General features: G+C 65.7%; 17 protein-coding genes and 1 tRNA gene. 7 read left to right on the top strand and 11 right to left on the bottom strand.

Annotated elements, in window-relative coordinates; all coding sequences use genetic code 11:
- Positions 1 to 23: 23 nt before the first annotated feature.
- The 5 genes from HLH34_RS05195 to hemE all read right to left on the bottom strand — a co-directional run bounded on the left by HLH34_RS05195 (position 24) and on the right by hemE (position 4,067).
- Positions 24 to 677 carry an SOS response-associated peptidase gene (locus HLH34_RS05195; RefSeq protein WP_183118526.1) on the bottom strand — a complete coding sequence of 218 codons (654 nt, stop codon included), beginning with the start codon at positions 675 to 677 and terminating at the stop codon, positions 24 to 26.
- Positions 678 to 838: 161 nt separating this feature from the next.
- The gene (locus HLH34_RS05190) at positions 839 to 1,726 is read right to left on the bottom strand and encodes an aldose 1-epimerase family protein (RefSeq protein WP_183118525.1); all 888 of its coding nucleotides are present in this window, start codon (positions 1,724 to 1,726) and stop codon (positions 839 to 841) included.
- A gap of 126 nt (positions 1,727 to 1,852) precedes the next feature.
- The gene (hemJ, locus tag HLH34_RS05185; RefSeq protein WP_183118524.1) at positions 1,853 to 2,302 is read right to left on the bottom strand and encodes a protoporphyrinogen oxidase HemJ; all 450 of its coding nucleotides are present in this window, start codon (positions 2,300 to 2,302) and stop codon (positions 1,853 to 1,855) included.
- Positions 2,299 to 3,006: an HAD family hydrolase gene (locus HLH34_RS05180; protein WP_183118523.1), complete on the bottom strand. Its 708-nt coding sequence runs from the start codon at positions 3,004 to 3,006 to the stop codon at positions 2,299 to 2,301. Before HLH34_RS05180 ends, hemJ begins: the two co-directional genes overlap by 4 nt.
- Positions 3,007 to 3,008: 2 nt before the next feature.
- Positions 3,009 to 4,067, bottom strand: a complete 1,059-nt coding sequence (hemE, locus tag HLH34_RS05175; protein WP_183118522.1) for a uroporphyrinogen decarboxylase — start codon at positions 4,065 to 4,067, stop codon at positions 3,009 to 3,011.
- Between the two features lie 428 nt (positions 4,068 to 4,495).
- Here hemE and HLH34_RS05170 point away from each other — a divergent pair, with 428 nt between their 5' ends.
- The 3 genes from HLH34_RS05170 (at position 4,496) to HLH34_RS05160 (ending at position 5,783) form a co-directional block, all read left to right on the top strand.
- Entirely contained in the window at positions 4,496 to 5,134 is a 639-nt protein-coding gene (locus HLH34_RS05170) for a Maf family protein (RefSeq protein ID WP_244959659.1), read from the top strand.
- 81 nt (positions 5,135 to 5,215) lie between these two features.
- A tRNA-Ala gene (locus HLH34_RS05165) sits at positions 5,216 to 5,291 on the top strand.
- Between the two features lie 339 nt (positions 5,292 to 5,630).
- The gene (locus HLH34_RS05160) at positions 5,631 to 5,783 is read left to right on the top strand and encodes a hypothetical protein (RefSeq protein WP_204737250.1); all 153 of its coding nucleotides are present in this window, start codon (positions 5,631 to 5,633) and stop codon (positions 5,781 to 5,783) included.
- Between the two features lie 132 nt (positions 5,784 to 5,915).
- Here the strand turns inward: HLH34_RS05160 and HLH34_RS05155 are convergent, their stop codons facing one another.
- Together HLH34_RS05155 and HLH34_RS05150 are read right to left on the bottom strand one after the other, a co-directional pair.
- Positions 5,916 to 8,555, bottom strand: coding sequence for an ABC transporter permease (locus HLH34_RS05155; RefSeq protein ID WP_244959657.1), 2,640 nt, complete (start codon positions 8,553 to 8,555; stop codon positions 5,916 to 5,918).
- Entirely contained in the window at positions 8,552 to 9,316 is a 765-nt protein-coding gene (locus tag HLH34_RS05150) for an ABC transporter ATP-binding protein (protein ID WP_183118519.1), read from the bottom strand. The genes HLH34_RS05155 and HLH34_RS05150 overlap by 4 nt, the downstream gene beginning before the upstream one ends.
- Positions 9,317 to 9,374: 58 nt before the next feature.
- Between HLH34_RS05150 and HLH34_RS05145 the strand changes: the two genes are divergently transcribed.
- Entirely contained in the window at positions 9,375 to 10,019 is a 645-nt protein-coding gene (locus tag HLH34_RS05145) for an arylesterase (protein ID WP_183118518.1), read from the top strand.
- A gap of 185 nt (positions 10,020 to 10,204) precedes the next feature.
- On the opposite strand, the gene HLH34_RS05140 is transcribed toward HLH34_RS05145, so the two are convergent.
- On the bottom strand, positions 10,205 to 10,777 hold the full coding sequence (locus tag HLH34_RS05140; protein WP_204737253.1) for a helix-turn-helix domain-containing protein: 573 nt from the start codon (positions 10,775 to 10,777) through the stop codon (positions 10,205 to 10,207).
- Between the two features lie 430 nt (positions 10,778 to 11,207).
- Between HLH34_RS05140 and HLH34_RS05135 the strand changes: the two genes are divergently transcribed.
- From HLH34_RS05135 to HLH34_RS05125, 3 genes are all read left to right on the top strand, one after another.
- The gene (locus tag HLH34_RS05135) at positions 11,208 to 13,007 is read left to right on the top strand and encodes an NAD(P)/FAD-dependent oxidoreductase (RefSeq protein ID WP_244959655.1); all 1,800 of its coding nucleotides are present in this window, start codon (positions 11,208 to 11,210) and stop codon (positions 13,005 to 13,007) included.
- 57 nt (positions 13,008 to 13,064) lie between these two features.
- Positions 13,065 to 14,942, top strand: coding sequence for an NAD(P)/FAD-dependent oxidoreductase (locus HLH34_RS05130; protein WP_183118516.1), 1,878 nt, complete (start codon positions 13,065 to 13,067; stop codon positions 14,940 to 14,942).
- A 310-nt stretch (positions 14,943 to 15,252) separates the two neighbouring features.
- Positions 15,253 to 17,436 carry a TonB-dependent receptor gene (locus HLH34_RS05125; protein WP_264784238.1) on the top strand — a complete coding sequence of 728 codons (2,184 nt, stop codon included), beginning with the start codon at positions 15,253 to 15,255 and terminating at the stop codon, positions 17,434 to 17,436.
- 80 nt (positions 17,437 to 17,516) lie between these two features.
- Here HLH34_RS05125 and HLH34_RS05120 read toward each other — a convergent pair whose 3' ends face one another.
- The 3 genes from HLH34_RS05120 to HLH34_RS05110 form a co-directional block, all read right to left on the bottom strand.
- Complete coding sequence (locus tag HLH34_RS05120) at positions 17,517 to 17,762, bottom strand: hypothetical protein (protein WP_244959653.1); 246 nt, start codon at positions 17,760 to 17,762, stop codon at positions 17,517 to 17,519.
- Positions 17,763 to 18,294: 532 nt separating this feature from the next.
- Positions 18,295 to 18,726 carry a hypothetical protein gene (locus HLH34_RS05115; protein WP_183118515.1) on the bottom strand — a complete coding sequence of 144 codons (432 nt, stop codon included), beginning with the start codon at positions 18,724 to 18,726 and terminating at the stop codon, positions 18,295 to 18,297.
- Positions 18,727 to 18,933: 207 nt separating this feature from the next.
- Positions 18,934 to 20,631: a M28 family metallopeptidase gene (locus tag HLH34_RS05110; protein ID WP_220792040.1), complete on the bottom strand. Its 1,698-nt coding sequence runs from the start codon at positions 20,629 to 20,631 to the stop codon at positions 18,934 to 18,936.
- Positions 20,632 to 20,638: the final 7 nt, after the last annotated feature.

Genomic DNA, 20,638 nt, shown 5'->3' with positions numbered 1-20,638 from the left:
CCCTTGCCTTCGCCACCCGATTATCAGCCCGCGTCCAGCAATTCCGGTCTGTTGTTGCGTGTGTTGTTAACGGCCACGCCGATCGGCCAGAAGCGCAGGACATCATCCCCGGTCCCATGCAGCAGATCGCCCGCGACCTGAGGCGGGGCGTTCAGCCACGTGTCCTGGTCCCGGTCGGCGATGAGGACAGGCATCCGGTCATGGATCGGCCGCATCGCGTCGCTGGCCTGGGTCGTGATGATCGCGAACGTGCGCAGAATATCGCCCTCGTATTCCCACGACTCCCACAAGCCGGCCAGCGCCAGCGGCGCCCCGTCGCGCCGCGCAAAGGCATAGGGCGCGCGGGGGTGCGAACCGCTCTTCCATTCATAATAGGCCGTCGCCGGGACCAGGCACCGCCGCGATCGGAACGCCGCGCGAAACATGCCGGAGGTCGCCACCGTTTCGGCACGCGCATTGATCGGCTGCCGATCCATGCTTCGTGCCCAGTTGGGCACCAGGCCCCACATCAGCAGATCCAGCCTGCGTTCGCCCGTTGCCGGATGACGCCGCACGACCGGCGCGGGCTGTCGTGGCGCGATGTTCCAGGATGCCAGCCACTCCGGCGCCGGGCCCGTCGTCCGAAAGATCTGTTGCATCAGCTCTTTCGGCAGATCGTTGGCAAAACGTCCACACATTGGAAAACGACCGTATTCAAATCGGGCTTTGCCCGAACCCACCAGGACCTGAGGCCCTGGACCCCGATCATGGATAAAAACGACTGGGTTTACAAAGGGCGATGCCCTTTGGCGGGCTTCAGGGCAGCGCCCCGAGATATGCCGCCGAAGAATCATTCATACTACGGATTGAGACCAGGCTCCAGTCTTACCGACCATGCGGCGGTCCAGCTTTGCCCGGGCGCGATATGCAGCAAACCCGGCTTCGTTGCGAAATCCCCTGAAAAACCCACCGGACTGGCAAAACCATACCACGGTTCGATGCACAGGAAATCCGTCCCCGGCTTCATCCACAGACCCAGTTGCCTGAAGCCGTGCCATGCCATCGTCAGCCCCTGGCCATCCGGCGTGCGGAACGTGACCTGCCGGCTGGCCGGATGATCCAGAATCAGCGCATCGGCCGCGAACAGATCTTCGGACAGGGGCAGCTCCCGCCCTTCGATCGGCGAAGGAAACAGGTCGGGCAGCAGTAATCCCTTGGCCAGCCGCCGGACCGGCGCGGGTTCGGGATGGGCGAATTCCAGGATGTGATCCTCCTTCGCCACGTCGGGACGCAAGGGCCACGCAAAGGCGGGATGCGTGCCCAGCGACGCGTGCAGGACGACGTGATCATCGGGATTGTGCAGCGTATAGCCGACATGCAGCACGTTCCCGTCGACGCGATACGTGATCGTCAGGGAAAAGCGGAAGGGAAAGATGTGCCGGCTGGCCTCGTCATCGGTCAGGACCAGCGTGCATCCGGCCCCGGTCCGCTCGACCCAGTTGAACATCCGGTCGCGGGCGAAACCGTGCTGGGTCAGGTGGTAGGGCTTGCCGTCGATCCAGGCCGTATCGTCGGCCAGTCGTCCGACGATGGGAAACAGAACCGGCGCATGGCGCGGCCACGCCGGCAGGCCGGGCCAGATGTGCTCGCGCCCCGCCGCATCGCGCAGCGAATGAAGCTCGGCCCCCGCCGCGGCGACGCGAACCGTTATCCGGTCGGTCCCGAACGCATGATCCGTTACATCCATTGTCGCTGCCCCCATCCTGACAGGCCGAACCTATCGGAAAACATATGGCGGCGTCATTTCACAAGGGCTTTGCCCCCATAGGCATTGAAAGGAAGATCGGGCGCTGCACTTGCCTGAACCCGACCGTCAGAACGGCCGGACGATCACCATGATGACAACGACCATCATCAGCACGGTCGGAATTTCGTTTGCTGCGCGATAGAAATTTTCCGGCCGCGTGTTGCGGTCGGACTGGAATTGCCGCCGCCAGGAGGCGCAGGCGCCGTGAAAACCCGCCAGGCCCAGCACGCCGGCAATCTTGGTGTACCACCAGCCGGCATGCCAATCGACGGTGCCCGGCGTCAGGGCCAGCAGGATGCCGAACAGGAACGTGCAGATCATCGCCGGCGTCATGATCTGCCGCAGCAACTTGCGTTCCATGATCTTGAACCGTTCGCTTTCCGCCGACCGGGGCGCGACCTGGCAATGATAGACGAACAGGCGCGGCAGGTAGAACAGGCCCGCCATCCACGCGATCAGGGACATCACGTGCAGGGCCTTGAACCATGCCAGGAACGGCAGGAACCCCTCGATCAAGACCGTCCCCCGTCCCGGCCCTGCGATGCCAGGATCCGTTCCAGGAACGGTGCGAATTCGGACAGGTGCCCGATGCGGAACAGGCCGGGCCAGTCCGGCGCCGGATGGTCCAGCGGGCGCAGCAGCACGCAGGCCATACCCGCCGCCTGTGCCGCCCGCGCGCCGGTATCGGTGTCTTCCAGCACGATACAATCGTCCGGGGCTACGCCTTCGATTTCCGCGGCGTGCAGATAGACCGCCGGATCGGGTTTGGGCTTGCCCATGTCCCGCGCCGAATGAATGCGGTCGGCCACGAACTGGTCCAGGCCGGTACGACCGAATTTCACATCCATTTCCGCGATGGACGAATTGGAGCCGACGCGCACCGGCAGGTCCAGCCCGACCACCGCAGTCAGCATGCCGTGCGCCCCGTCGATGGTCCGGGCTTCCCGCCGCATCAGTTCGACCAGCTTGCCCTGCATCGTCGCGGCCCAATCCGCCGGCAGCGCGCGGCCGGTTTCGGTCTCGGCTTCGATCTTGATCGCCGTCAGCGCCTTGCCGGCAAAGCGATGGACCGCCGCCTCATCGTCCAGATCCAGCCCGATCTGGCGCAGTTCGTGCGCAACCGCCCGGCAGGACGGCCCCTCGCTGTCGATCAGCACCCCGTCGCAATCGAAGATGACGAGGCGCAGGCGCCCGTCCGGCCGAACAGCCCTGGGCAGCATGCTCACCCCTCCCTGACGATGCGTACGAGTTCGCCGACATGTTCCGGCGGGGTGGGGGGAACGACCCCGTGCCCCAGGTTGAAGACATGCGGCCGGCCTTTCATCGCATCGCGGATCGACCGGGCCTCGGCCGCCATCGCGTCGCCGCCGGCCAGCAGCAGCAGCGGGTCGAGATTGCCCTGCAAGGGCAGGTCCGGCACCAGGCCGGCCATCGCCGCCATGTCGGTTCCGGTATCCAGCGCCATGGTTTTCACGCCGGTGTCGCGAGCATATTCCGCGGCCATGATGCCCGCCAGACGCGGGAAGCCGATGACCGGAATGCCAGGGCGACGGGTCTGGATTTCCTGCACGATGGCCCGCGTGGGCGCGATGACATGACGGCGGAACTGCGCCGGCGGCAGCAGGCCGGCCCAGCTGTCGAACAGCATCACGGCCTCGGCCCCGGCATCGATCTGCGCGCACAGCATGTCCGCCGTCGCCCGCGTCAGCATGTCCATCAGTCGGTCGAACAGCATCGGGTTGGCATAGGCCATGCCCCGCGTCGCCTCGAAATCCCGCGAACCATGGCCTTCGACCATGTAGCACGCGACGGTGAAGGGCGCGCCGGCGAAGCCCAGCAGCGCCACCTTGCCGCCTTGCGCCGCGCCGATCGGGTCGGGGCCGTCCAGGGTCGCGCGCAGGCGCGACAGCGTTTCCATCACGGGCGCCGTCGCGTCGGCAACGCGCCGGGGGTCGAGCCGCGCCAGATCGGCCTCGGACCGGATCGCACCCAGCACCGGCCCCGTGCCCTGCACGAAATCCAGCGACTGGCCCATGGCCCAGGGCAGGATCAGGATGTCGGAAAACAGGATCGCCCCGTCCATCGCATAGCGCCGGATGGGTTGCAGCGTGATCTCGGTCGCCAGATCCGGCGTCATGCAGCGGGTGATGAAATCCGCCTTGTCCCGCAACGCCCGGAATTCCGGAAGATATCGCCCGGCCTGCCGCATCAGCCACAGCGGAGGTGGCCAGACGGCCTCGCCCTGAAGCACCCGCAGCAGAGGTTTGCCTGTTTCCGTCATCGCCCTGTCGTTCATTCCTGTCATCGGGGGAATATTCCGTACTTTCGCCGAAGATGACAGGACCGTCGTGAACGTCCGGTACGTCGTCACCAGCTTTCGGGTCCCACCTCTAAACATGAAATAAGAAGAAAGAAATGCTGTTGAGGGTTATAGGGCCTGTGGATGACGGGGTACCCACGTTTCCAAAAACGTACCCCGTCTTTCCCACAGGGTGTACAGTTTGCAGGCGATTGATCTTCAAGGGGTTAGCGAACTTATCCAGAAACTACCGACAAGGCGCTGTGTACAACCCACCGTACGGAGCCCGATGGACGTTGTCCACGGTACTCGGTACGGTCAAGAAGCGTCCGGAGTACTATCCCCATGTACCCCAGTACTCGTTCGGGCCGAACAAGCCCTTTGATTATCGCAGTACGGAGGCACCGATCATGAGCGACTCGTCATTAGTACCTACCCCCGCCCGGTTACAGGCCGAGTCGCCCCGGATAGTACTGGCCAGCCAGTCCCGAACCCGCAGAATTCTGCTGGAACAGGCTGGATTGTCCGTTGAATCCCGCCCCGCCCGCGTCGACGAGCACGCCATTCGGGAATCGGCGCTGGCCGAGGGCGCGTCGCCCGACGAAGCGGCCTTGCTGCTGGCCGAAATGAAGGCCGGGCGCATCGACGATCCCAACGCGGTGGTTATCGGCGCCGACCAGATCCTGGCCTGCGACGGCGAATGGTTCGAAAAGCCGGCCGATCGCGATGGTGCGCGGGTGCAACTGCTGCGGCTGCGGGGGCGGACGCATGTGCTGCATACGGCAGTCGTGGTGCGGCGTGGCGGCCAGACGATCTGGCGGCATGTCGCGCGGCCGCAATTGACCATGCGGCCGTTTTCCGAGGCCTTCCTCGACCGCTACCTGGCGGCCGAGGGCGAGGCGATCCTGTCGTCGGTGGGGGCCTACCTGCTGGAAGGGCGCGGCGTGCACCTGTTCGACCGGGTGGAGGGCGAGCACGCCGCCATCCTGGGTCTGCCGCTTCTGAAGCTGCTGGGTTTCCTGCGCCAGCATGGGGTGGTGATGTCGTAAATAGGGGGTTGCCAAGGGGTCGGACGGCAGTTATACCCCGCGCACTCACACGGCGCCGGACGGATTGGCGACGGTGACGGCGGGGCCATAGCTCAGTTGGGAGAGCGCCTGAATGGCATTCAGGAGGTCGTCGGTTCGATTCCGATTGGCTCCACCAGTTCCTGCCGGTTTTTCACAAAAAATCAGTATATCGGGTTGAGGGGCAAAACGCTGCCCCTCTTTCTACCCGTTTTGGCGATTTGGTCTGTCAGCGCCTTTGGGCATATTGACGGATAATCGCCGCGTCGCGACCTTCCCTGTTATCGATAGACAGATCTCCGATGTCCGAGCCGCCTGCGGTCCTCGCGGGATCATGTTTTGATGTCATGTCTGACCTGCCCCATCAGTTGAGGGGAGAGCGGCGACGCCAAACGGCCTGCATGGCAGGAAGGTAGACATGGACGTAACGTCACCCGGGCGCCGGGGACTGCGGATTTTGGGCCTCGGAGCCGGATCCGTGGGGGCATTGGCGGTTGGCGCGCTCTCGGTCGGCGCCTTGGCCATCGGGGCCGTCGCGATCGGGCGGCTGGCGCTGGGACGGGTCACCATCCGGGACATGCGGGTCGAGAAGCTGACGGTCGGCGAATTGAAAGTCGAACGGCGGCCTTGAGTCTCAGGGCGCTGCCCTGAAACCCGCCAAAGGGCATCGCCCTTTGGAAACCCAGTCGTTTTATGATCGGGGTCCAGGGCCTCAGGCCCCCAATCCGGGATAACGGGTGGGTTCGGGCAAAGCCCGACTTGTCTAACGTCGGTTACGCCCGGCGGCGCGCAGGGCCCAGCGGCAGAACAGCATCCCCGAGCCGATCATCGCAACCAGCGTGCCCGACAGGGTCAGGGCCAGGTCGGTCCATGCGCCGGTCCAGGGCATATGCAGGACGCCGCGCGTCACCAGCCAGGCGATGAGCGTGCCCAGCCCCGCCGCGCACAGGCCGGCGGCCAGCCCCAGCACGATGAATTCCACCAGCCAGATCGCCCGGATCTGCCCCGCGCCAGCCCCCAGCGCCCGCAGGGTGGCGGCCGTGGCGACGCGCTGCCGCCACCCTGCCGCCAATGTCGCCGCCAGCACCAGGCCGCCCGATGCCAGGACGACCGAGGCCGCCGCCGCCAGCGCCACGGCCAGACGACCCACCAGCGTTCCCAGTTCGGCCAGCACGTCGGCGACCCGGATGCCGGTGACACCAGGCAGGGCGTCGGTGACGGCCGCCAGAACGGCGGCGTCCTGATCCGGCCGGCCGGAGGTCATCACCGTCGCCACGAAGGTGTGCGGGGCGTGCGACAGCAGGCCCGGCGACACCACGAACGCGAAATTCAGCTGCAGCGACCGCCACGCCACCGTGCGCAGGTTCGCCACCCGGAAATCGATCGACCGGCCCAGGACGTTCAGCCGCACGACCGAGCCGATTTTCACGCCCCATCCGGCGGCCAGCCCGGAATCGAGCGACAGCAGCGGCGGCCCGTCATAATCGGCCGGCCACCATGCCCCGGCGGCAAGCTGCGTGCCGGGCGGGGGTGTCGCCGACAGGGTCAGCCCGTGATCGCCGCGCAGGGCCCACTGGGTCTGCGGCGTGGCCGGCACCCGTTCGGCCGGCACCCCGTCGATCGCGACGATGCGCGTGCGCATCGACGGAAGCTGGCGGATTTCGCTGACCGAGGGCTGGGCGCGCGCCACGCGGTCGAACCGGTCGAGGTCGTCGGGCTGGATATCGACGAAATAGAAGGACGGCGCCTGGCGCGGCAACTGGTCGCGCAACTGCGCCATGATGGCGCCTTCGACCAGCACGATCGTGGCCATGCCCGCCAGCCCCGCGCCCAGTGCCACGACCAGGCGGGCCGTCGGCGCGCCGGGGCGGGCGAACAGCGCCAACCCCAGGCGCAACACACCACGTTCCGTCCCCATGTGCCGTACCATCCGGCCGACGACGCGGCGCAGCCCCAGCCCGACCAGTGCCAGGGCGCCGGCCGCCGCCAGCGCCACGCCGACGAACCCGGCGACGAACAGGTGACCGGGCGTCATCGCCTCGGCCAGCAGGCCCAGCAGGATGGCACAGGCCGCCAGCGCGGCCCCCGTCCGGATCCGGCCGGCGCGGTCCAGCCCCCGCCTGCGTCCCTGGTCATGGAACAGGGACGCAGGCGGGGTCGCAGCCGCCCGAACCAGCGGCAGGATGGCTGAAAACGCGGCCACCAGCGCGCCGAACAGGCCCGCCAGCAGCACGGGCCGCACCGCCACCGTCCGCGTGGGGGCCACCGGCAGCAGGCCCGACAGAGCGTGGGCCCCCACCGACGGCAGCAGCAGGCCGGCCGCCATGCCGGCGGCGATGCCGATGCCGCACAGCCCCATGATCTGCAGGCCAAAGGTCAACGAGATCAGCCGGGCCGGTGCCCCCAGGCAGCGCAGGACCGCGATGGTGCGCCCCCGCCCCTCCAGCCATGAGGCGACCCCCGCCGATACGCCCAGCCCGCCCAGCAGCAGGGCTGTCAGGCCGGTCAGGCTCATGAACCGCGCGACCTGGTCGATCGTGCGTGTCAGGCCGGGGGCGGCGTCGGCCACGCCCCGGATTCGCCAGCCCTGGTCGGGGAAGTGCCGGGCGATGGCGTCGGCCAGCTCCGCCGCGCGCGCGCTTCGCCCCATGTCCGGCCCGTCGAGCGCGATCCGCAGCGACCGGTTGGCCAGCGCGCCGACCTGCAGCAGGCCGGCGGCGTCCAGGGCCCGGCGGTCCATCATCACGGTCGGCGCCAGCACCACGCCGCCGGCATTGTCGGGACTGTGCGTCAATGTCCCCGCCAGGCGGAACCGGGCCGAGCCGATCCGCAGCAGGTCCCCCGGTTTCAGGCCCAGCCGGTCGATCACGATCGGCTGGGCCAGCACGCCGGGCGGGTCGGTATCGGCGAACAGCGCCTGCCCGGGCGGCCGGGACGGCGTGCTGGCGACAGCGCCCACCAGCGGATAGGCCCCGTCGACGGCTTCGATTTCGACCAGCATCCGTCCACCCGGCCCGGCCTGGCTGTCGGCCGCGACGTCGTGCGGGGCATACAGCATCGAACGCATGCGCAGTACATGCGCGATCCGCCCCCCATGCGCCGTCACGAAGCGGGAGAGCGCGTCGGGCAGCGGGTCGCTGCTGTCGATCGCGAGGTCTCCGCCCAGCAGCGTGCGCTGCTGGTCCGCGATCCCGTCCTGGATCATGGCCCGCAACCCGCCGACGGCCCCGATCGCCGCCACCCCCAGCGCCAGGCACAGCAGCACGATCCGGAATCCGCCGATGCCCCCCCGCAGGTCGCGCAGCGCCAGCCGCGCCGCCAGCCGCAGCGCCGCCAGGCCCGTCGGCCCGGCGTCCTGGGTGACGACGTCGGGCGTGAGGCCGGGCGTCGGGGCCGGGCTCATGGATCGTCCCGCCGCAAGGGATGATCGGCCGTTACCCGGCCGTCGCGGACATGCAGCCGGCGGTCGCATCGGGCGGCCAGTGCCGGGTCGTGGGTAATCAGCACCAGGGTGGTGCCGTAGTGCTGCTGCAGGCTGAACATCAGCGCCATGACGCTCTCGCCGGTGCGGGTGTCCAGATTGCCCGTCGGTTCGTCCGCCAGCAGCAGGCGCGGCCGGGTGACGAACGCGCGCGCCAGCGCGACGCGCTGCTGCTCGCCGCCCGACAGTTCGGTCGGCAGATGTCCCAGACGCCCGTCCAGCCCCACCGACGCCAGGGCGGCCGTCGCGGTCGCGACCCCATCGGCGCGGCCGGCCAGTTCCAGCGGCACCAGCACGTTTTCCAGCGCCGTCATGGTCGGGATCAGCTGGAAGGACTGGAAGACGATGCCCGTGGTCCGGCGGCGGAAGCGGGCCAGGGCGTTTTCGTCCAGGTCGCCCAGCACCGTGTCCGCGATCCGCACTCTGCCCCGCGTCGGACGTTCCAGCCCGGCCAGCAGCATCAGCAGCGAGGTCTTGCCCGACCCCGAGGGGCCGACGATTCCCACGGCCTCGCCCTCGCCGACCCGCAGGCTGACGCCGGACAGGATGTCCAGGCCGCCGGCCCTGTCGTTCTGGCCGCCGCCCTTCGGGTTGACCCCCGCCGGACGGGCCGGCACTGTCAGCCACAGGTCCTCCGCCTCTATCAGGGCCGGTCGTCCGCTGGGGAATCCTTCGCCGTCCATGCGTGCTCCTTCCGACAATCCGGTTTGCCTCGTTTCATACGCTACATGGCGCGGGCGAATGGCCCGAACCCTTTTTGCCGTCCTGTGCCTGTGCGGCGCGGTCTGCATCGGTTCGTCGGGCCGGGCGGCGGACGGCCCTGCCCGCCCGGTCCGGATCCTCGCGCTGGGGGATTCGCTGACGGCGGGCTATGGCCTGGCGCATGGCGACGGGTTCGTGGTCCGGCTTCAGGCCGCGCTCGATGCGCGCGGCGACCGCATCACCATTCTGGATGGCGGGGTGTCGGGCGACACCAGCACCGACGCCCTGGCGCGGCTGGACTGGGCGCTGGGCGACCGGCCGGACGCGGTCATCGTGGAACTGGGCGGCAATGACGGGTTGCGCGGGCTGGACCCGGCGCTGATGGAGCGCAACCTGACGGCCATTCTCGATCGCCTGCAGGCGCTGCGTCTGCCGGTGCTGCTGTCGGGCATGTATGCCCCGCCCAACATGGGCACCCCCTACGGCCAGTCCTTCCGCGCGGTGTTCGACCGCCTGTCGCACCGCCCCGGTATCCTGTGGGACCCGTTTTTCCTGGACGGCGTCGCGGCCCACCCCGCTCTGGTGCAGGCCGACCATATCCATCCCAGTCCGGACGGCGTCCGGCAGATCGTCCGCCGCCTGACCCCGATGGTCGAGCATCTGGCGGCGATGGCGCAGGGGTAGCCGGAAGGCCCCAGGCCCCGAACCCCGATCATGAATAAAACAGGTCGGTTTCCAAAGGCCGCCGGCCTTTGGCGGGTTTCAGGGCAGCGCCCTGAGGCATGCCGCTGAAGGTGCGGATGAGAGCGGAGCCTGCACGAACTGAATGCTGACCGTCACCGCCCATGCGGTTCCGCACCAGGGCCTGTTTAGACCAGATGCACGGGAAGCATCGAGCAATTCACCCAGAGCACCTGGCTTTCACCGTCATGGGCATTCATGAAGCGATGAGGCCGATCGCTCGTGAAGCGGAAGCTGTCGCCCTGGCCCACCAGCATCTCCCGGTGTTCCACGATCAGCCGGATCCGGCCCTCCAGAACCAGTCCGGCCTCGATTCCTTCATGAGCGTATAATTCGTCGCCCGTCGTACTGCCCGGCGCCAGGGTCACCATGAACATTTTCAGCGGCGCCTCCTCATGCGGCGTCAGCAGCAGTTTCGTGATCCCGTTCTTCAGCGCGACAGGCGGCCGCTGCGCATGCCGCACCACAATCCGGTCCCGCGACGGCTCTTCGAACAGGTCCAGGAATTCTCCTGCCGAAGTTTGCAGAATTTCTGCGATACGAATCAGGTCCCGCACGGACGGCGAGGACATGCCGCGTTCGATCTGGCTCAGATGCCCGACCGAAATCCCGACCTGATCGGCAATCTGCTGTAGCGACAGACCCCGCGACTTTCTCCGCTCACGCAGGCGCCGCCCCAGGGCGCCGTCCAGATTTTCCATGCACATCCTTCACGAACCGATAATCATACGTCCGGATACAGCCAATTTTTCACGACAGTAAAAAATCTTGCATTCGTTTCGTCACGATACTACAACGAATTCATCGCTCACTCACTGTTTGCGTCTTTCCCGCCGTCCGGCATGCCTGCTACCGCAAAATACCGGGCCGTCAGGAAACATGCTACGGAGTTGTACGTCCATGTCCGACCGCCCCGATCCAAGGCCCGGATGCCCGCCCCCCAGGTCAGGACCAAGGTCCGCGATCACGCGGCGGGATTTCATCAACGGCGTCGCGACTGCCGCGGCATGCGCCAACATCTCCTGCAGCACATTTCCCGCTTTCGGCGCCACCGACCCGGACAGCGTGCCTCCGCCCCGCAGAACCGGCCTGCGCGGCAGCCACCCCGGCGCGTTCGAAGCCGGCCACGCCTTGCGCGACGGTACCCTCCGGCCAACCGGCGGGCATGACGACGGCGAACTCTACGATCTCGTCGTGGTCGGCGGTGGCCTCAGCGGCCTTGCCGCCGCCCACTTCTTCCACCGGTACGCAGGGTCGGGCAAATCTGTTCTGATCCTCGAAAATCATGATGATTTCGGCGGTCATGCGAAACGCAATGAATTCATCGTCGATGGCCGCCTCCTGGCCCTCAACGGCGGCACGCTCGAAATCGAGTCCCCTGCCCGCTACAACGAATGGGCAAAACGCATTCTCGACGAGATAGGCGTCGATATTTCCGCCTACCTGCGCGAGAACCGGCGGGAGGCCGGCCTGTACGAACGGCTCGGCATGGATCGCGCCTTTTTCTTCGACCGGGAAAGCTGGGCCGCGGACACCCTGGTTCCCAGACACGTCCCGCCCGGTACATCGTGGTATGGCTTCGGCCCCGATTTCGTCGCGAAGGCGCCGCTCGGCGAAAAAGCCTGCGCAGATCTGGCCAGGCTGCTGGCATCGCGGCAACCCGACTATCTCGCCGGTGCCAGCGTCGCGGAAAAGAAGAAACGCCTCGCGACCATGGCCTATGACCGTTATCTGCGCGATTGCGCCAAGGTCGATCCGTCCGTCGTGCGGATCTTCAGCAAGGCCGGCGCGGGCGTTTTCTGTGTCGGCGCCGATGCCATGCCGGCCCTGTTCGCCTGGGCGATGGGCTATCCCGGCTTTTCCGGACTCGGACTGGGTACGTTGCCCGAAGGCCTGCTGTCCGATCTCCCCGGCGGACAGCACGGCAGACAGGCCGAAAGCGGTGAGTCCGTGCATTTTCCGGACGGAAACGCCACCCTGGCCCGGCTCCTGGTCGCCTCGCTCGTCCCTGGCGCCACCAGGGCGCGGACCCAGGATGAGATGGGAACGGCGACATTCGACTATGCGAAGCTGGATCTCGCCGGCAATCCGACGCGCATCCGCCTGTCCACCCTGGCACTGAACATCGCGCACGACGGACCGCCCGATCAGGCTGAAACCGTTTCCATCCTCTGCGCCCCGGCCGGCGACCCGCATCCGGACGCGATCACCCGCATTCGCGCCCGGCAGGTCGTGCTTGCCTGCTGGAACATGGTCATCCCCTATCTTGTGCCGACCATGCCGGCGAAACAGAAGGACGCCCTCGCCTACGGCGTCAAGGGGCCGATCGTCTACGCCAACGTAGCGATCCGGAACTGGCGCGCCTTCCATAAACTTGGTGTCGCCGACATCGATTGTCCGACACTGTATTTCGAACAGGTGCAGCTTGCCGAAGCGGCGTCGCTCGGCGGCCTCAAGGCACCATCCGACCCCGCGATGCCGAACGTCGTGCGCATGATCAAGACCTTCGGGGTGCCCGGCCTGCCGACGAAACGCGATCAGCATCGCGCCGGCCGCGCCATGCTCCTTGCCACCTCCTTCGACACTTTCGAGAAGGAAATACGGGGGCAGCTGCAACATATCCTCGGACCAGGCGGCTTCGACGCGGACAGGGACATCGCCGCGATCACCGTCAATCGCTGGCCGCACGGTTATGCCTATACCTACAACAGCCTCTACGACCCGCCCGAATGGGTTTTCACCGCATCGGAAAACCGCCCCTGCGTCACCGGCCGCCAGCCCTTCGGCCGCATCGCCATCGCCAATGCGGATTCCGCCGCCAGCCCCCATACCGACGCCGCGTTCGAAGCCGCTCATCGCGCCGTCGCCGAACTGCTCGACCGCCAGATTTTTCCTTTCGTCCCGCCATCCCCCGGTCCGGCCACCTTCTGAACCGGATGCCCGCCCCAACAGGCGACATTGCATCACCCGTGGAAAGAGGTTTCCGAAATGACAAGATCCTCCATAACACGACGAGACTTCATAAACGGTGTATCCGCCGCCACCCTCTCCGGCCTGCTGGCCGGACCAAACGCCGCCTCGGCAGCGGATTCCACCATCGCCCGTGCAGACGATCCCCCGCTGAAGCAGGGTCTGCGCGGCCAGTATCCCGGTTCGTTCGAAATCGCCCATGTCGCACGCGACGGCGGCTTCACCGGGCCCGTTCAGGCCCGCGACACCGGCGAACATTACGATCTTGTCGTTGTCGGCGGCGGGATTTCCGGGCTCAGCGCCGCCTGGTTCTATCGTCGCGCGCTCGGGTCGGCCACGCGCATTCTCGTCATCGACAATCACGACGATTTCGGCGGGCATGCCAAAAGAAACGAGTACCGTATCCGGGGGCGCACGCTGCTGTCCTATGGCGGCACGATGAGCATCGAATCGCCGTTCCCCTACAGCTTCACGGCAAAGTCGCTGCTTTCCGAGCTCGGCATCGACCTGTCCCGCACGGGCGGAATCGAGCAGCCCAGGATATTCTCCGGCATGAATCGGGGTGTCTTCTTCGATAGCGACCATTTCACGGCCGATCGCATCCTGGCGGGCTACACACCGAATGCACCGGCGTCGTTCTGGAAGGACGCCCCGCTGGACGAACCGTCCCGCCGGGCGCTCATCCATCTGCATGATCCGCGCGTCAACTTCCTGCCCGGGATGACGCCGCGGGGCCGCCGCACCCTCCTGCAATCCATCAGCTATGAAACCTTTCTTCGGGACTACGCGAAACTTCCCGACCAAGCCGTCGCCTTCTTCCATGGCGACGGATATCGCAACAACATGCGTGTCGATAGCTGTCCCGCCTTCATGGCCATGCGCTACGGCGCGCCGGGCTTCGCGGGCATGAGGATCGAGCAGGACCCCGTCGACGATTCCCCGGTCTTTCATTTCCCCGACGGCAACGCCTCCATCGCCCGCCTGCTTGTCGGCCAGCTGGTTCCCGCGGTCTTCGGGACGCCGCAGACCATGGAAAGCATCGTAACGGCCCAAGCGGATTACGGCGAACTGGACAGAGCCGGGTCGCCGGTCCGCATCCGGCTCGGACAGATGGTTGTTCGTGTCGAGCATGTCGGGGGGGCAAGCGCGCAGGACAAGGCCGCCGGAAAGGCGCCGGTGCGTATCGTGTATCAGAAGCCGGACGGTTCCGACCCGGTACGTCACGCGGTCACGGCCGAGAACGTGGTCCTGGCCTGCTTCAACAACATCATTCCCTACATCGTTCCGGAATTGCCGGACCCTCAGAGAGAGGCGCTGAAATACCCGTCGAAAGTGCCGATGATGTACACCAGCGTCGTCCTCAGCAACTGGCATGCCTGGAAGCAGGCCGGTATCAGCAGCCTCAGCGTCCCGCACGGCTACTATCAGCACCTGCTTCTCGACAGCCCGGCGCGCTTCGGCGCATTCGAGACGGTTCTCTCGCCTGACGAGCCCGTCACGCTCCACATGCTGCGCAATCCGAATTTCCCCGGCCATCCGCGCAAGGAACAGAACCGCATGGGCCGGGCGGAAATGCTCGCGACACCGTTCGAAACCATAGAAAAAGAAACACGCCTGCAGCTTCAGCGTATTTTCGGACCTTATGGTTTCAGGGAGGAACAGGATATCCTCGGCCTGACCGTCAACCGGTGGCCGCACGGATACGCATACACATACGACACGCTTGGCGATCCCGAATTCCCGGAGGCCGAACAACCGCATGTCGTCGGCCGCCGCCCCTACGGCCGGATCGCCATCGCCAACGCCGATTCAGGTGCGTCGGCCTTTACGAATATCGCAATCGACGAGGCGGAACGCGCTGTCCAGGAATGCCTGGTCAGCCGGGGCTATACCTAGAAAGATACGTCTCCGAAATTCCGCGCTGTCTCATCCCGGCAAAGATAGAGTAATAATCATGGCATATACTTACCGCGCGACGTCGCGCTTTTCGTCATGCCTGCTCGTTCGCTGCTCCACAGGCATTTTCTCGGCAGTGCTTCTCACATCCACCGCCTGGGCTGCCACCGCCTCTCCCGGAACATCCGCGACATCCCATCGGCATCCCGTCGGAACGGCGCCAGCCAGTCCGGTTACGACTCGCCCGAACGGAGCCGCGCGAACACGGCATCTGCCCCCCGCGGCACCGAAGCCGGACAGCGAATCCATCGTGGTCCAGACCAGCCGCGCCGTCTCGCGCGGCAGCGAGGAAGCCGTCGGCAAGGCCGTCATGGAACAGTTCGTGGAAGGCACGAACCCGCTCAAAATCCTCGCCGCCCGCACGCCGGGTCTGAGCTTCAGCTCCGGCGACGCGCTGGGGCTCGACGCCTGGTCCAGCAGCCTCTACATGCGTGGCTTTTTCTGGGACCGGCTGGGCATGACGCTCGACGGTGTCCCGCTTAATGATCAGTCCTACAATACGATCAGCGGCCTGAATGTCAGCCAGGCCATCATCACCGACGATATCGGCTTTATGTCGGTCTCCCAGGGCGGCGGCGCCGTCGACGTTCCGTCGAACACCAATCTCGGCGGCGCGATCCGTTTCGTCAGCGACGACCCGGCAGACAAAATGGGCGGAAAACTCTCGCAGGTTTTCGGAAGCAACTCCTCCTTCCGAACGTACGGCCGTTTCGATACCGGCGCGATGAACCGGACCGGCACGAAGATGTACCTGGCCTATGCACGCTCTGACACGCAGAAATGGAAAGGCTACGGCAACCAGCTTGGGCAACAGGCGGAGGCGAAGCTTGTCCAGCCCGTCAATAACGCGTCCAAGGTGTCCGCCTTCATGAACTGGTCGAACAACTCGCAGTGGGGTTATGCCGACCAGTCTCTTGAAATCCTGAACAATCTTGGCTGGAGAACGGAATATTTCTATCCAGACTACGCCACCGCCTATCACGTTGCCCAGGGGACCTACCTTCCGCCGGGATACGACAAAATCACCGGTCAGGAGCCCTGGTCGGTCAGCCTCTATGACGGCGGGCAGCATCAGGTTTCCTATCTCGGCGCGCTCAATCTCGATTTCGAGATGACCGATCACCTGCGCTGGCAAACCAACTTCTACGGAAACAGCGAAGTCCTCTACACCACTTACGGCGACCCGTGGCAGCCCTCGGCCACCGGTGCCCCCTTCTCCGAACAGGTGTGGGAATCGCGGGAGGTTCGCTACGGCATGACCTCCGCCGTCCGCTACGACATCGCACGCAACAGCCTCAACTCCGGAATCTGGCTGGAAAACAACAATCAGGAATCGGGCCAGTATTTCTTCAACGAACCGCTTCTTGGACAGGGTGCTCCCCTCAAGACGATAGGGCCGTATAACACGTACGGTCCTGCCTTCCTGACGTCCTATGACTTCAAATGGACGACCAACACCTTCCAGTATTTCCTGGCAGATACCTATCATGTCCTGAAAAACCTGGATATCCACGCGGGATTCCGCAGCATGATCGTCAGCACATCGGGCGGTGCGAATTACAACAACACCGATTACACCGGTGAGGCCGCGCTGGCGAACGGCAGCATGACCGCCGCGTCCGCCTTCCTGCCCAACGTGAGCGCGAACTGGCGGTTCCTCCCCGGCCATGAACTGTATTTCGACGTGGCCGAGAACATGCGGGGCTATACCGTCGCACCCTGGGGCAGCGGCTCGCTCTGGGGCGTGCAGAATCAGGACGCCTTCAAGACGCTCCAGCATTCGGTGAAACCGGAAAAGGATTGGGTTTACCTTGTCGGATACCGCTACACCTCGCCTGTCGTGACGGCCTCGCTGGACGGTTACCACGCCGACGTCCGCCATAGGCTTCAGCAGGCGACCGAGGGCACACTGAATTTCCCCATCACGACCATGGTCGATACCGGCAGCATCTCGATGTACGGGATGGACGCGGGACTGACTTTCCGACCGTTCCGCGGGCTCTCCATCTACAACAGCGTGAGCTACAATCATTCCACCTACGGTCGCGACCTCGTTGAACCGGATGCCGTCTACGCCATGAAGGGCAAGAAGGTCGTCAATTTTCCGCAGGTCATGTACAAAGCCAGCCTGAGCTATGCCTGGAGAGGCGCCGAAGCGCATATCGACGCCAATTACTACTCAAAACGCTATTTCTCCTACGTCAACGATACGTCCGTCCCGGCCTACTGGCTCGTGACGCTTGGGGCGAAGTACCACTTCGGAGATTACGGGCCGCTGAAGAATCTGTCCCTCGGATTCAACGTCTATAATCTGCTGAATACAAAATATATTTCGATGATGGGCGAAAACGGCAACCCGCTGAGTGGCGACTATCAGTCGCTGGAACGTGGCGCGGTCCGGCAGTTTTTTGGTACCGTCAGCGCGTCATTCTGAACGGGCCGGAGAAGCTCGCGCCGGGCCATCCATCCGCAGGGCCGGGCGAATGGCCCGAACCTGGCAACTCCCGGGAACGATCAGTGATGAAGCATCCCCATACCGGCCTGCATGCCCGTCTGCATGGCGGTGTGGAGAATATCCGACCAGATGCCCTGGCCACCCCGACCGCCGGCCGAGCGGTTTGCGCGTGGGCCGTCGATGACGGGCAGGCCGTCATCGTCGCGTGGCACAGGGGGGGAGGCGCATCCCGCCAGCAGCGCCAGGACACAGAGACAGGGCAGCATGCGCGTCACGATGAACCGGGCGTCAGCGGGGGTCGCCAATGTGGATATCCGAGGGGGTGATGGTGTCCTGCCTGCCGGGTCGACCGCCCTGCGCGCTCGAGGATCGTCGGTCCGGTTCATTGCCCGGCCGCGGTCGGCAGCGGCTTGACCCGCCGTCCTGACGGCCCGGACCAAAGCCGCCGAGGCGGCCGCTCATCATGCCGCCACCGAAACCGCCCATGCCCGCGCCTCGCATGCCACCGAATCCGCCATGACCGCCCTCCCTTCTCTGCGATCCGGCCGGCGGATCGCGCCGGCATTGCGACGAATTTTCGTCCGGCGACTGGTCGCAGGCCGCCAGGGTTGCAAGAAGGACCAGACAACCGAGTATCGGTGTCGCGCGCCTCGTACTCTTTTTCTGCCGGGCATGGGGGATGACGGTTCGGTTCGGCATCGGAGACTCTCTGTTCGGGCAGGACCATGATCGTTGAAAGAAGCGCGGCGGACGAGTCCGGGAAATGTCACGAAATGTGATAATCCGCGCTTTGTTCACGAGGGATTCGAAAGGCGATGTCCAGTATCCCGGTTGGGGTCAGGGGGCATCGGTGCGCCGGAAGAAGCTGAACTGTACCGGTTCAAAATCGCCAAAATCATTACCGATGTAGTAGGTACAATCCAGGCTTGAAAATGCCTTGTCGCGATAACGGACGGTGCATGTGCTTTGCGGCGCCGTCTTCGAACGAAAGGCATCGACGCCGAAATCCAGATGCGTGAAGCGGGATTTCAGCGTGCGCAGGGCATAAGTGGCGTGGTCGTCGTCCTCGTCCAGGACGTTGCCGTCCAGCACGGCCGGGCTGCCATCCTTCAGCAGGTTGGTCATGTCCACCGTCAGGCTGCCGTTCCCGGTCGTGACGCCAAGGCGGGAGCAGGCGAACCGGCCGCCGCACTGTCCGGGATAATATGTCGGCGACGCCTCGCCTTTGAAATCGTCCGTCGAAAGTGTGGCCGCGCTGGCTGGACCCATGACGGCGTCCAAAACCAGGCAGGCCAATCCAGCGAAGATATGCCGCAGCATGAAGGTTCCATCGTGACAGGGTTATCCCTGTCACGATAAGGCGCCCGGCCGCGAAGTCATGATTCAAAGAGAAACAATGCACCCGCCCCGGAACGACTGGATTTCAAAGGCGGCACCCTTGATGGGGTCCAAGGGGCAAAGCCCCTTGAACTGCCCTCACTCGCCCCGCTCGGCGGCGCTTTCCGCGCGGATGGCGGCGAATTCGGAACCGGTCTTCCATTGCGGCCAGGCATGCGAGAACGCCACGTCACGTCCGACATAGTAGAGCAGCGCCGTGTCCTCGGCCGCGCCGTGCAGGTCCCAGTTCGCGCTCCAGGCGTCGCAGGCCTGATGGTAGCAGGCCATATAGGCCTTCAGCCACGCTTCGCCCGCCGCGACACCGCCCGACAGCAGGTCGTAGGGGCCGGCCATGCCCATCATGGCCACGACCGGCACGCCGGCGCGGGCGAAGGGCAGATGATCGGCGCGATAGAATGCGCCGCGCTCGGGCCGGGTTTCGGGTTGCACGATGCGGCCCTGCGCGCGGGCGGCGACCGCCAGATCGTCCTGCAGGCTGTCCTGCCCCGCGCCGATCACGAAGGCATTATGGGCGGGGCCGGCCATCTGCAGCACGTCGATGGTGAAATTCGCCGCCGTCTTCGCCAGCGGCGCCAACGGATGCGCCGCATACCATGTCGAGCCCAGCAGCCCGCGTTCCTCGGCGGTCCAGGCGGCGAACATTACCGTCCGGTCGGGTTTCGCACCTGCCTTGAACGCACGGGCGATTTCCAGAACGGCAGCGATTCCCGACCCGTCGTCGATGGCGCCGCGCCGGATCACCGGCCGGCCCTGCGTGTCGGTACCGACGCCGAAGGCATCCCAATGCGCGCCATACATGACGGTCTCGCCAGGATATTTCGCGCCGGTCAGCTTGCCGATGACATTGCGGCTGCGCAGGTGCGCGACCGAAACCGGCACGTCGGCGGTCAGGGTCGCGCCCGGAATCGTCACCGGCTGGAACGCCGGGTCGCGCGCCTTCACGCGCAGGGCCGCAAGGTCCAGCCCCGCGCGGGCGAACAGGCGCGTCGCGGCATCGCCTTCCAGCCAGCCCTGAAGCGGTACCGGTTTGTCGCTTGCGGCGTCACGCACGATGTCGAACGCCTCGCCGCCCGGTGCGATCACGGTCGTCCACGGATAGGAGGCGCCCGGCGTGTCATGCACGATCAGCGCGCCGATGGCGCCGCGGCGCGCGGCCTCTTCATATTTGTAGGTCCAGCGGCCGTAATAGGTCATCGTCCGGCCGCCGAACCGTCCGGCGACGGGCTCGCCAGGCTGGGCGTCGAAATCCGGATCGTTGACCAGGAAAACCGCGATCTTGCCTTTGAGATCGACGTTTTTGTAGTCGTCCCACTGGCGTTCGGGCGCGTGCACCCCATACCCCACGAAGACCAGCGGCGCCGAATGGACCTGGAGCCGTTCGACGGGCGACAGGGTGGCCAGATAGATGTCCTTCTTCAGTTCCAGCGGCATGGCCGCCCCGCCGATCGTGACGTCGAGCCGCGACGGCGTGCCGATCCGCGTTCGCAGCAGCGGCACGTCCTGGGTCCAGCCGCCGGCCTCGCCACCGGGTTGCAGCCCGATCTTCCGATATTGCGCGATCAGCCAGGCGACCGTCCGCGCCTCGCCTTCCGTCGCGGGGGCGCGGCCCTGGAAATCGTCGGAGGCCAGCGTGCGGATCGCGGCGGACATGCGGGCCGGGTCGACCGGTGCCCAAGGGGAAGATGCCGGCGACGCGGCGTGCGCGGACGTCAGCGTCGCAAGGGCCACGGCGGGAAGGAGGGCTGCGAGGGGGCGACGAGGGCTCATGGAATGCATCTCGTGA

This window comes from Gluconacetobacter azotocaptans, from assembly GCF_014174355.1.
Lineage (GTDB): Bacteria > Pseudomonadota > Alphaproteobacteria > Acetobacterales > Acetobacteraceae > Gluconacetobacter > Gluconacetobacter azotocaptans.
The sequence above is the reverse complement of the archived record's forward strand: the minus strand, read 5'-3'. Positions and strand labels throughout refer to the sequence as shown.

Excerpts from the sequence above, each read along its gene's own strand:
- HLH34_RS05195 (WP_183118526.1), bottom strand. The coding sequence starts at position 677 with ATGTGTGGACGTTTTGCCAACGATCTGCCGAAAGAGCTGATGCAACAG.
- HLH34_RS05150 (WP_183118519.1), bottom strand. The coding sequence starts at position 9,316 with ATGGACGGCGAAGGATTCCCCAGCGGACGACCGGCCCTGATAGAGGCG.
- hemE (WP_183118522.1), bottom strand. The coding sequence starts at position 4,067 with ATGACGGAAACAGGCAAACCTCTGCTGCGGGTGCTTCAGGGCGAGGCC.
- HLH34_RS05145 (WP_183118518.1), top strand. The coding sequence starts at position 9,375 with ATGGCCCGAACCCTTTTTGCCGTCCTGTGCCTGTGCGGCGCGGTCTGC.
- HLH34_RS05190 (WP_183118525.1), bottom strand. The coding sequence starts at position 1,726 with ATGGATGTAACGGATCATGCGTTCGGGACCGACCGGATAACGGTTCGC.
- HLH34_RS05130 (WP_183118516.1), top strand. The coding sequence starts at position 13,065 with ATGACAAGATCCTCCATAACACGACGAGACTTCATAAACGGTGTATCC.
- HLH34_RS05155 (WP_244959657.1), bottom strand. The coding sequence starts at position 8,555 with ATGAGCCCGGCCCCGACGCCCGGCCTCACGCCCGACGTCGTCACCCAG.
- HLH34_RS05115 (WP_183118515.1), bottom strand. The coding sequence starts at position 18,726 with ATGGGTCCAGCCAGCGCGGCCACACTTTCGACGGACGATTTCAAAGGC.
- HLH34_RS05180 (WP_183118523.1), bottom strand. The coding sequence starts at position 3,006 with ATGCTGCCCAGGGCTGTTCGGCCGGACGGGCGCCTGCGCCTCGTCATC.
- HLH34_RS05170 (WP_244959659.1), top strand. The coding sequence starts at position 4,496 with ATGAGCGACTCGTCATTAGTACCTACCCCCGCCCGGTTACAGGCCGAG.
- HLH34_RS05110 (WP_220792040.1), bottom strand. The coding sequence starts at position 20,631 with ATGCATTCCATGAGCCCTCGTCGCCCCCTCGCAGCCCTCCTTCCCGCC.
- HLH34_RS05140 (WP_204737253.1), bottom strand. The coding sequence starts at position 10,777 with ATGGAAAATCTGGACGGCGCCCTGGGGCGGCGCCTGCGTGAGCGGAGA.